This window comes from Alishewanella sp. HH-ZS, from assembly GCF_001704375.1.
Lineage (GTDB): Bacteria > Pseudomonadota > Gammaproteobacteria > Enterobacterales > Alteromonadaceae > Alishewanella > Alishewanella aestuarii.
Genome location: NZ_LZEJ01000060.1, coordinates 1 through 10524, shown reverse-complemented (window position 1 = coordinate 10524; position 10524 = coordinate 1). Strand labels below are relative to the sequence as shown.

Here is a 10524-nt window from a genome sequence, read left to right as displayed (position 1 = left end):
TTGGCGAATAATCAGATCGGGAACCGCCATGAATGTTCCCTAATCACCTAAATTTTTATTTTAACTACAAAATTTCTGGGGATACCTCAGGTGTCCACTACTACTTTCGTTCTACTATGGCATAACTGATCGGAAAAACTAAGCCTGAAAACAGGTACGTGTTGTGGTTTTTTGTTGGTTATAGGTAAGAATTTATTAAATATAGGGAAAACAAAACTATGCTGACCATTATCCGCGATCCGCTGACCAGCCAGGCGATTAAGGATCTGCTGAGTGAACATCTGGCTGATATGTATGCGACCTCACCACCGGAAAGCGTGCATGCTCTGGATCTGGAACGGTTAAAAGCGCCGGATATTGTGTTCTGGAGTGCGTGGCAGGACGGACAGTTGCTGGGGTGTATTGCACTGAAGCGGCATGCTGCCGCTATGGCAGAAATTAAGTCGATGCGTACTGCTCGTGTTGCCCGCGGTAAAGGGGTGGCGAAGGCGCTACTGGCACACTTAGAGCAGTTCGCCAAAGCCGAAGGCGTAACTGCCTTGTATCTGGAAACCGGCGCCGAACCTTATTTTGCGCCGGCGCGGCAGCTGTATCAGCAGCATGGCTATCTGCAGTGCGGGCCCTTTGCCGATTATCAACCGGACCCGCTTAGCGTTTTTATGCAAAAAGCCCTTTAATCCTGTTTTGGTACTGGTGCTGCCAGCTTTTTCAGCTGCGGCTCCGGCTGCTCGCTTAACGGTTGCAGCTGTGCTTCGATAGCCTGCTGCAGCTGTTGCTTGGGTGCATCAATTAGCTGCTGTTTTTGCGCATCAATGGCTTGCTCAAGTTGCTGCTTGGGTGCATCAATTAGCTGCTGTTTTTGCGCATCAATGGCTCGCTCAAGTTGCTGCTTGGGCGCTTCAATTAATTGCTGCTTTTGCGCATCAATGGCTTGCTCAAGTTGCTGCTTGGGCGCTTCAATTAATTGCTGCTTTTGCGCATCTATCGCTTGCTTAAGTTGTTGTTTAGGCGCGTCAATTAGCTGCTGTTTTTGTGCCTCAATAGCTTGCTGCAGCTGTTGTTGCGGCTGTTCAAGTAATTGTTGTTTTTGCTGTTCCAGTTGCTGTTGCAGTAACTGTTCCGGATTACTGGCCATTTTGGCGTAATCTACCAGCTCATCCGGCCACACTGGCAGCACGGCCTTAGCCTTTTTCTCTACCGCTTCGGCGAAAATCTCTGTAACACCGCCTTTACTGATTAATACCGCCATCTGGTTGGTTTCGGCATTCCAGACAAAGCCCGCTTTTTCAGCCAGCTGCGGTATCGGCGTATAGTTGGACGCAACATAAAACAGCGGCCCTTGCTGTTTGATCTCATCTGCCGTGTTCAGCAAAGATACTGCCGTTTGGTAATGCTCGCCCAGTAAGGGTTCCAGCCGCTTTTTAATCAGCGGTTGCTCAAATAAATTCACTTCCTTGGGATCGAGGCCAACCATTGGCTTCATAATGGCCCACATCAACTGGCCCTGTGGTGACAGTAACAAGGCTGGCGCGACGCAGGCGCTTAGTAATAACGCCGCTAATAACAACAAGCTTAGGCGCACGGCTGCGCACTTGTTTACGACATAAGTGAACATAGTTTTTGGGTACCTGAATGGTGTTGGGATTGGGGTTGAATTGAGCCGGAACCGGATCGCGCGCACTCTAGCACGGCGCTGAACTTTTCGCCAGCGCTAGTACATTCAGCCCGATGCCTGCTGTTGTAAATAAGCAATAAATCCACGCGCCGTCGCGCTTTGCGGGGTATCCCGGCGCCAGACTAGGTACCATTGTCGGACTATTGGAAAGTCGGCGACATCCAGTGTTGTTAGTCCATTAGTGGTATTTGACCAGGCCGGTTGATTGACGGCCAAATCGGACAGCACCGCAATACCAAGCCCGGCTGCGACCGCATGTTTAATCGCCTCGTTACTGCCCAGGCTCATCATAATATTCGGCTGAAACTGTTGCTCGGCAAAAAATTGCTCCGTAACTTTACGGGTGCCGCTACCGGCTTCCCGCATTAACCAGCGTTCGCTGCTAAGTTCGTTTAGGCGCAACTTTTTATTGCTTAGCGGATGGTTCGCCGGGGCTATAACAATCAAGTTGTTGGTTTGAAAGGCCTGGCTGTCCAAATCCAGCTCGGCTGGCGGTAGCATCATTACCGTCAGATCGTCCAGCCCCTGGCTTAGTCGCTGCACAATACGATCGCGGTTTTCGACACTGAGCTCAATTTCAATACCTGGATAGGCACGCGCGAAAGGCCCCAGCAAATCCGGGACAAAGTATTCGGCTGTGGTGACCGCGGCAATTTTTAGCTTGCCGCGCACCAAACCATGAATTGCCGCCAGCTCTGATTCCAGCCGCTGCCAGCAGCCAGCAAGCTCGCGTACCGTTTGATACAGCAGTTCGCCGGCCTGCGTTAAGCGGATCTGACGGCCACTTTGCTCAAATAAGGACTCGCCCAGGGTTTCTGCCAGCTCTTTCAGTTGTACTGACACCGTAGGCTGACTGACAAAGAGCTCACGCGCAGCCTGGGTTACCGATAACAAGCGGGCACTGGCTTCAAAGGCGCGCAGTTGTTGCGGCGTAATACGTTGAAAACGGGCGAGGGTACTGGCTGGCATCGCTAAGTTGGCTCTGGTTGGCTGATATATAGATTTTAAGCTATGGATAAGATTAAAACTAAATATTTTTCTTAATGATTTAACTGCTCTACAGTGCCGGCATAGCAACCACAGTCGGAGTAGTTCAGATGCAAGCTAAGCAACACCTAAACTCAGAGGCAACAGAGCAGTGCGAAAAGGTAGCGGTAACCGTCGCACTGGGCGATGGGATAGGGCCAGAAATCACCCGGGCCACGCTGGATATTTTGGCCGCTGCCGGCGCCAGAATTGCCCCTGAATATATTGATATTGGTGAGAAGCTTTATCTATCTGGTCACAGTTCAGGAATCGCGCCAGATGCCTGGGAATCGTTGCGCCGCACCAAAGTCTTTCTAAAAGGGCCTGTGACAACGCCAGCCGGCGATGGCTACAAAAGCCTTAATGTGACCATCCGTAAAACCCTGGGTTTGTACGCTAATGTAAGGCCCTGTGTCAGTTATGCCCCCTTTGTCGCAACCCTGCATCCTAAGTTGGACATCGTCATAGTGCGGGAGAATGAAGAAGATCTGTACGCGGGTATAGAACATCGTCAATCTGATGAAGTTTTTCAGTGCCTGAAGCTGATTAGCCGCCCGGGCTGTGAAAAAATTGTACGCTATGCCTTTGACTATGCCCGCAGCCATGGCCGGAAAAAAGTCACCTGCATGGTCAAAGATAATATTATGAAGATGACAGATGGCCTGTTTTATAAGGTGTTTCAGGAGATAGCCGCAGAGTATCCTGATATTGCGACCGAACGCTATATTATTGATATCGGCGCAGCCCGCTTGGCGACCCAGCCGCAACGTTTTGATGTGATCGTGACGCCCAATTTATATGGCGATATTTTAAGTGATATCGCAGCCGAGATGACCGGCAGTGTCGGCCTGGCCCCCAGCGCCAATATTGGTGAACAAATTGCCATGTTTGAAGCTATTCATGGCAGTGCGCCGGATATCGCCGGGCAGGGCGTGGCAAACCCCAGTGGCTTATTACTGGCAGCGGTAATGATGCTGGTGCATATCGGTCAGGCCGAGGTGGCAGCGCGCGTGCATAATGCCTGGCTGGCAACCCTGGAAGAGGGGATCCATACCGCCGATCTGCAGGGTGAGCAAAGCCAGCAAGTGGTTAGCACAGCAGGCTTTGCAGAGGCCGTCATTGCCCGGCTGGGGCGCTTGCCGCAGCGCTTTACGCCGGTGCAGTATCAGAGTCAACCGCGTCAGCCGGCAGTAAAGAGCCTGTATAAGCGGGCGACACCAGCGCATAAGGTACTATTGGGTGTCGACATCTTTTTGCATGAACGTAACTTTACACCGGAGCAGCTGGCCAGTCGTTTACTGGCACTGACTAAAGGTATCTTGCATCTACAGATGATCACTAATCGTGGCGTTAAAGTATGGCCGGAAGGCTTTCCGGAAACCTTCTGTACCGACCACTGGCGCTGCCGTTTTATGCCGGCCCAATCGACACAACTTACGCAACTGCCACAGGAGGTTAAACAGCAGGATATTGTGCAACTGCTGCAAACATTAACCCAGGCCGGGCTGGATGTGATGAAAACCGAGAACCTGTATAGTTTTAACGGTGAGCGCGGTTTCGCACTGGGGCAGGGGCAGTAGCCTTTTCGTTACCCTAATAAGTTGTTTATATAGGATATATTGCGTTTCCAGCTGCTGTAACAGTCTTACTATCATGCAGACTGTTACAGCTTCTTTGCTGAATGCGTACCCGCGTGACAATTAAAACTGATAGTTAAATCCGGCATAGATGGATCGTCCCATACCAGGGATCCGCACGCCAAAAGGAATACCATTCAATGACATCGTCATCCCCTGTGCGGTATAAGCGCCTCCTTGTGGCAGGTAATAAAACTTATCCAGCAGATCCCGATCATTGCCGACTTATCGATGGAAGTGGCAAAAGCCTACGGCATGATCCAGCCGGGTGCCAGCGATACCGCTGCGGTACGTGCTACTTTTATTATCGACCCAAACGGTATTTTAAGGGCGATGGTTTACTACCCAATGAGTAATGGCCGCAGCATCGACGAGTTCTTGCGGGTATTAAAAGCGCTGCAAACCAGTGATGAACATAAAGTGGCGACACCGGAAAACTGGCAGCCAGGTGAAGATGTTATCGTACCACCACCAGCAACAATGGCGGATGCCGAAATCCGTAAGGATCAAGGTTACCAATATACCGACTGGTATTTCAGCAAAAAATCGCTGTAAAACCGTCTGATGCTACCAAGAGCTGCGCCGCAGCTCTTGCTTTCACTTCTTAGGAGGGGTTATGGATCCTTTAGTACAGGTTAAAGCCTTTTTAGATAGCGACAGTGAAACCTTTAGCTATGTCGTGGCGGATTTAACGTCGGGTTTGGCGGTGATTATCGATCCGGTACTGGATTTTGATTACAAATCGGGCCGTACCTCGACCAAAAGTGCAGAAGACATTCTGGCTTATGTCGAGCAGGAAGCTTTTAAGGTGGAATGGGTACTGGAAACGCATGCCCATGCCGATCACCTCTCTGCTGCACCATTTTTTAAAGAAAAACTTGGCGCCAAAATTGGTATTGGTGAACATATTCAGCAAGTACAAGGAATTTTTAAGCAGATTTTCAACTTAGAAAAAGAGTTTCTGCCTAATGGCGCCCAATTTGATCGCTTATTTAAAGATGGTGAAGAGCTCAAAGTTGGCAGTTTATCGATCAAGGTAATGCAGACCCCTGGCCATACGCCAGCGGATCTGGCTTATATCGTGAATGGCAAAATGGCCTTTGTCGGCGATACCTTATTTATGCCGGATGTCGGCACAGCGCGTTGCGATTTCCCGGGTGGCAGTGCTAAAACGTTGTACCAGTCGATCAAAAAATTGCTGTCTTTGCCAGCTGAAACTGAAATCTATATCTGCCATGATTATCCAACCCAAGGTCGGGGGCATGAATACAAAACCTCGGTTGCCGAGCAACTTGAGCATAATATTCATGTAAATCATGATGTATCAGAGGAGGCCTTTGTGCAAAAACGCGAAGCCCGTGATAAAACCCTGGCAATGCCGCGGCTGATTTTGCCCTCGATTCAGGTCAATATCCGGGCCGGGCAGTTACCACCAAAAGAAGATAATGGCCAGGTTTATCTGAAAGTTCCGATTAACATGTTGTAGCAAAAGACGACTCAAAGGCAGGACTATCAATAGCTTAAGGTACACCTGAGCAGCGTTTATCCACGTCTGCGCAGGTGTAGATATTGTTTACAGCTGCCAGCCGGTGGCATAGCCTAAAATGCTTAGAAGCGGTAGATAATCCCCAGCGATAAGCCAGTGCTATCTTCACCGGCGATTGCCGGCAACTGGGTGCCACGGCCGCCGGCGGAGATACGGAAGGCGGCATTGTCATCATTACTGGTGATACCGTAAACGGCATAAAGCACCAGCTCGCGGCCGAAATTACGGTCTACACCCACCGCAAATAACGTTGCGCCGCTGTCGGCCGTATCGTTGTCGTCAGTTTGATAAACCTGGCCGCGCCAGACATAGTTACCTTGCTTATAGCTAGCGCCCACGCCGTAAAGATGACGATCGCCACCCGGAATATCCTTAGCGCTTTGCCATAGCGTCGTTAGGCGGATAGCATCCGTAACATCATAGTAAGCACCCAGGCGGATCGCCTGCGGGTTTAAACCATCGGTGCCTTCAAAACGCTCAAAGGCCGCAGCTAAATAAATGCCTTTTTGCTCATAGGTAATGGAGCTGCTGTAAGACTCGCGCAGGTTATCTACAGTAGCGCCGGTATTGTTATGCGGCGTATAGTGAAAGGCAAAAGTCAGGTTATTGACTGTCGGGCTTTGATAGGCCACACCATTTTTAAAGCGCTCATCAAACACATTACCAATGGCGCCGCCACTGACCCGGCCGACGTTACGGATATCACCCACCCGATCGCCAAACTGATCGACCTTGCCGCGCAAGACTTTTAGCGGCGTATCGAACTGCCCAATTTTTACCGTACCAAAATCGCCACGCAGGCCGACAAAAGAATCGCGATCGGCAAAGCTACCTGCACCCTCATCGATACGAATGGTCTGCTCCAGCTGCACAAAGGCTTCTAAACCGCCTTCCAGTTTGGTGCTGGCACGAAACCCCAATCGGCTGGCGTTACTGGAAACGTTGGTGCCGCTGTCGACGCCATTATCCAAACGGTCCAGCGAGAGATGTGCTAAACCATAGATTTCGACATTATTGGCTTGTACAGAGCCCACAGCCAGTAAGGATGCGGCCAGTAAAGAATAGTTAAATAGTTTCATCTGAATTTCCCGGATTGAGGTTGTGATTAAGGAACTCCGCCTTAGTCATAATACTGTAATACTCTTTTGCAGTAGTGCAAAGCAAGCTGGTTAGTAATTTAGGAATAACTTATAACAGTAGTATGGAACCATATATTCCTTTTGGCTATATCAGCATTGAAAATGTGATTTTAAAGTTATCCATAAGCATTGCTATGATCCAGATTAGATTTTTGATGAAAAATAACGCAGCTTTGCTTAAGCAAAGAGGACAGTGATGAGCATTTGTATTGAGCAGGTTCGGAAAAGCTTTGGCAATTTTGTGGCGCTGGATAATGTTAATTTAAATATTAAAACCGGTGAGCTTACCGCTTTACTGGGGCCATCCGGCTCGGGTAAAACCACCTTACTGCGGATTATTGCCGGGCTTGAGCAGGCCGACAGCGGCATTATCCGCTTTAATAGCGAAGATATTACCGGTCAGCATGTCTCCGAGCGCGGTGTCGGTTTTGTGTTTCAGCACTATGCGTTGTTTAAGCATATGACGGTGTTTGAAAACGTGGCGTACGGCTTAACGGTTAAACCAAAAAAATTCCGCCCCTCGAAGGCGGAGATCGCCAAAAAAGTGAACAATCTGCTGGAGTTAGTGCAGCTGGGCTGGACAGCCGATCGTTATCCGTCACAGCTGTCGGGCGGACAACGGCAGCGAATTGCGCTGGCCCGGGCTCTGGCAGTTGAACCGAAAATGTTATTGTTGGATGAACCGTTCGGTGCGCTGGATGCCAAGGTGCGTGCTGAGCTGCGCCGTTGGTTGCGCCGCTTGCATGATGAAATTCATGTCACCAGTGTCTTTGTTACCCACGATCAGGAAGAAGCGCTGGAAGTGGCCGATCGTATCGTGGTGATGAACAAAGGCCGCATCGAGCAGGAAGGTACGCCGGAGCAAGTGTATGACAACCCGGCCAATCCCTTTGTGTATGAGTTTTTAGGTAATGTAAATCTGTTTCATGCCCGGGTAAAACAAGGCCAGAGCAGTATCGGACAGTTAAGGGTGCCGTCACCGGAATATACCAACAGCGAAGAGCAAGACGGCCTGGCCTATGTGCGGCCGCATGAAATTGATGTCTTTAACCTGCCACAGCCCGATGCCATTAAAGTAAAACTGGATCTGGTGACCATTGTTGGTCCGTCAGTGCGTTTGGAAGTGCTGGCTGAATCCGATCAACAGCTGATTCACGTTGAACTGCCGAAAGAGCAGTTTAAGCAACTAAACCTGAAGCAGGGCGAACAAGCCTGGATCCTGCCACGTTATAGCAAGGTGTTTTTAGGGGAAGGGATCTAAGCGGGCTGGCAAAGCCCGCTATATTTTGCTGACAGGCTAGGCGATAGCGACGGTGGCAGTCACGATGGGATCTTGCCGTTCGGCCGGATAAATCACCAGCAAATTAGTGTGCGGCAGTGCCTGACTCAGCCTTTGCTGTAAACGGGGCAGATCAGCATCCCAGGCCAGACCACCCTGACGCACGCCGTAGAGCACCAGTAAGTCACCTGTCGGTGCCAGCTTATGCAGCTGATCGGGTAACAACTGATACTGCGGCGCGGTAATGTAACCACTGATATTGGCTTTATTCAGCGCGGCTTTGATAGCCGCGACCTGGTTATCCTGACAACAGAGCTGTACCGTCAGACTTAACTGTTGCGCCAGACGTTGCACCAACTCGCGTGCTTCAGCAAAGCCGGCCTCTTTTTCTGCATTCGGTGGAATAAGCCAGAATAAGCGTTGACCGTGTTGTAGTGGTGACAGCTGACGCTTCACCAGCAGTGTATAACCCGGATCGGCCAGCAAGCGGCTTAACATTGAGCCAAATAGCAGCTCGGCGGTACTGCTGTGTTCGCTCCAGCCCACAATAACTTCAGTCGCATTCAGTTCCCGGCGGCTACGCAAAATACCATCACTGATATTCAGATCCAGCCGGGTTTTGGCCTGAGCCGGAATACTGGCGGCAGCCAGATAACTGACCGCCTGCTCCAGTCGACTGGCAGCTTGCTGTAACGGCAGGCTGTGGTCACGCTGCTCTTCTACCACTGTCATCGCGTACACAGGTTGACGGGCGCCCGGCGCGCGCAGCCATTTCGCCAACTGTAAAAAGGGCTCCATCTGTTGCTGTGGTGCCAGTGCTACCATAATCCGTTGCTCAGCCATGCTTTCCTCGGGCTGCTGTTGGCTGCTAAGCGCAATTTTCCGGCCGTAGCGGTCAACCAGCCAGGGCGCCAAAAAGCAGGTAACCAAAATCATAAGAATGGCGCCGTTTACCACCGCTTCATCAAACAAGCCAATTTCATAGCCGACCATGGTTGCGGCCAGTGTGGCGGCGGCCTGGGCCACGCTTAAGCCAAACACTACCCGGGCTTGCGGTTTGCTATAGCCCAAAAATAGCCGGCACAGCTCAGCGGCGGCCCATTTGGTTAAGATCACCGTGGCCACCATAGCAAAGGCTATTACCCAAGCTCTAAGGCTGGCGAAGAAAATCCCGACATCCAGCAGCATACCGACAGATAATAAAAAGAATGGGATAAAAATGGCTTCACCGGTAAATTGCAGCCGGTTCATCAGGGTGCTGTTATGCGGAATAATGCGGTTAAGGGCTAATCCTGCTAAAAAGGCACCGATAATCGGCTCAGCGCCGGCCAGATGTGAGAAGCTGGCGCAAATAAACACCGTGGCAAGTACAAACACAAACTCCGCCACACCATCACCGCCGACACTGCGAAAAAACCAGCGCGCCAGCCTGGGTAATAACACTAAAATAAGCAGGATATACAGGCTTAAACTGATGCCAAGTTGCAGCCAGTAATGCTCGCTAAGCTCGCCTTTGGCCATGGTTGCAATCACCGCCAGCACCAACAAGGCGAGCGTGTCGGTAATAATAGTGCCGCCTACGGCAGTCGTTACGGCAGGGTTGCGGCTAATACCTAAGCGGCTGGCAATAGGGTAAGCCAGCAACGTATGAGAGGCGAACATACTGGCCAGCAGTATCGCCGCCAGCCAGTCAAAGCCAAGCAATAAGCCAATAGCAGTACCGGTTGCCTGCGGGATGGCAAAGGTGAATAGACCAAACAGCAAGGTATGCGATTTGGAGCGTTTTAATTGCTGCATATCAATTTCAAGTGCAGCAATAAACATAATATACAGCAAGCCTACGGTGCCAAAGAGCACAAAGGATTGGTCCCGCGCCAGCACATTGAGCGCATTGGGGCCAAGCAGGGCGCCGGCGAAGAGTAAACCCAGCATACCGGGTAAGCGGTAGCGCGCGAGCAGAATAGGGCAGATCAGGATCAGGCTGGCAACAATCGCAAACACAACAACCGGATTGGTTATAGGAAACAACTCAGACATCTGTCCGTTATCCTTAAAACTGCGGTAAAAATAGCAGTGGCTAGTGTAATCAAAGTTCATGGCGCCTGATAGCGTTGATTACACCTTGCTGAGCGCTTTTGCCTGACGTTATTCGAATTTCTGCAACAAAGTGAGCAACTAATACTGTTGTTGCCAGTGCACTAAATAATTGTTCCAAATAGTAG

The 10524-nt window shown here is 50.5% G+C and carries 9 protein-coding genes; 5 read left to right on the top strand and 4 right to left on the bottom strand.

All coding sequences use genetic code 11. The features are described 5' to 3' along the window. Positions 1 to 218: 218 nt before the first annotated feature. Positions 219 to 677, top strand: coding sequence for a GNAT family N-acetyltransferase (locus A9165_RS15680; RefSeq protein ID WP_065956574.1), 459 nt, complete (start codon positions 219 to 221; stop codon positions 675 to 677). On the opposite strand, the gene A9165_RS15675 is transcribed toward A9165_RS15680, so the two are convergent. Together A9165_RS15675 and A9165_RS15670 are read right to left on the bottom strand one after the other, a co-directional pair. Then, complete coding sequence (locus tag A9165_RS15675) at positions 674 to 1615, bottom strand: hypothetical protein (RefSeq protein WP_065956573.1); 942 nt, start codon at positions 1613 to 1615, stop codon at positions 674 to 676. The genes A9165_RS15680 and A9165_RS15675 overlap by 4 nt on opposite strands. Positions 1616 to 1720: 105 nt before the next feature. Next, positions 1721 to 2644 carry a LysR substrate-binding domain-containing protein gene (locus A9165_RS15670; protein ID WP_065956572.1) on the bottom strand — a complete coding sequence of 308 codons (924 nt, stop codon included), beginning with the start codon at positions 2642 to 2644 and terminating at the stop codon, positions 1721 to 1723. Positions 2645 to 2772: 128 nt separating this feature from the next. Here A9165_RS15670 and A9165_RS15665 point away from each other — a divergent pair, with 128 nt between their 5' ends. The 3 genes from A9165_RS15665 (at position 2773) to A9165_RS15655 (ending at position 5824) form a co-directional block, all read left to right on the top strand. Then, positions 2773 to 4281 (top strand): NADP-dependent isocitrate dehydrogenase, encoded by a 1509-nt coding sequence (locus A9165_RS15665; RefSeq protein WP_065956571.1) that lies wholly within the window; start codon positions 2773 to 2775, stop codon positions 4279 to 4281. A 234-nt stretch (positions 4282 to 4515) separates the two neighbouring features. After that, positions 4516 to 4893, top strand: a complete 378-nt coding sequence (locus tag A9165_RS15660) for a redoxin domain-containing protein (protein ID WP_255365748.1) — start codon at positions 4516 to 4518, stop codon at positions 4891 to 4893. Between the two features lie 61 nt (positions 4894 to 4954). After that, on the top strand, positions 4955 to 5824 hold the full coding sequence (locus tag A9165_RS15655) for an MBL fold metallo-hydrolase (protein WP_065956570.1): 870 nt from the start codon (positions 4955 to 4957) through the stop codon (positions 5822 to 5824). 122 nt (positions 5825 to 5946) lie between these two features. Here the strand turns inward: A9165_RS15655 and A9165_RS15650 are convergent, their stop codons facing one another. Next, positions 5947 to 6963: a porin gene (locus tag A9165_RS15650; protein ID WP_065956569.1), complete on the bottom strand. Its 1017-nt coding sequence runs from the start codon at positions 6961 to 6963 to the stop codon at positions 5947 to 5949. 256 nt (positions 6964 to 7219) lie between these two features. Between A9165_RS15650 and A9165_RS15645 the strand changes: the two genes are divergently transcribed. Beyond that, positions 7220 to 8284: a sulfate/molybdate ABC transporter ATP-binding protein gene (locus tag A9165_RS15645; protein ID WP_008607783.1), complete on the top strand. Its 1065-nt coding sequence runs from the start codon at positions 7220 to 7222 to the stop codon at positions 8282 to 8284. A 36-nt stretch (positions 8285 to 8320) separates the two neighbouring features. Here the strand turns inward: A9165_RS15645 and A9165_RS15640 are convergent, their stop codons facing one another. After that, positions 8321 to 10339 (bottom strand): cation:proton antiporter, encoded by a 2019-nt coding sequence (locus A9165_RS15640; protein WP_065956575.1) that lies wholly within the window; start codon positions 10337 to 10339, stop codon positions 8321 to 8323. Between the last annotated feature and the right edge of the window lie 185 nt (positions 10340 to 10524).

Coding starts and splice junctions, on each gene's coding strand:
- A9165_RS15680 (WP_065956574.1), top strand. CDS start 219: ATGCTGACCATTATCCGCGATCCGCTGACCAGCCAGGCGATTAAGGAT.
- A9165_RS15675 (WP_065956573.1), bottom strand. CDS start 1,615: ATGTTCACTTATGTCGTAAACAAGTGCGCAGCCGTGCGCCTAAGCTTG.
- A9165_RS15670 (WP_065956572.1), bottom strand. CDS start 2,644: ATGCCAGCCAGTACCCTCGCCCGTTTTCAACGTATTACGCCGCAACAA.
- A9165_RS15665 (WP_065956571.1), top strand. CDS start 2,773: ATGCAAGCTAAGCAACACCTAAACTCAGAGGCAACAGAGCAGTGCGAA.
- A9165_RS15655 (WP_065956570.1), top strand. CDS start 4,955: ATGGATCCTTTAGTACAGGTTAAAGCCTTTTTAGATAGCGACAGTGAA.
- A9165_RS15650 (WP_065956569.1), bottom strand. CDS start 6,963: ATGAAACTATTTAACTATTCTTTACTGGCCGCATCCTTACTGGCTGTG.
- A9165_RS15645 (WP_008607783.1), top strand. CDS start 7,220: ATGAGCATTTGTATTGAGCAGGTTCGGAAAAGCTTTGGCAATTTTGTG.
- A9165_RS15640 (WP_065956575.1), bottom strand. CDS start 10,339: ATGTCTGAGTTGTTTCCTATAACCAATCCGGTTGTTGTGTTTGCGATT.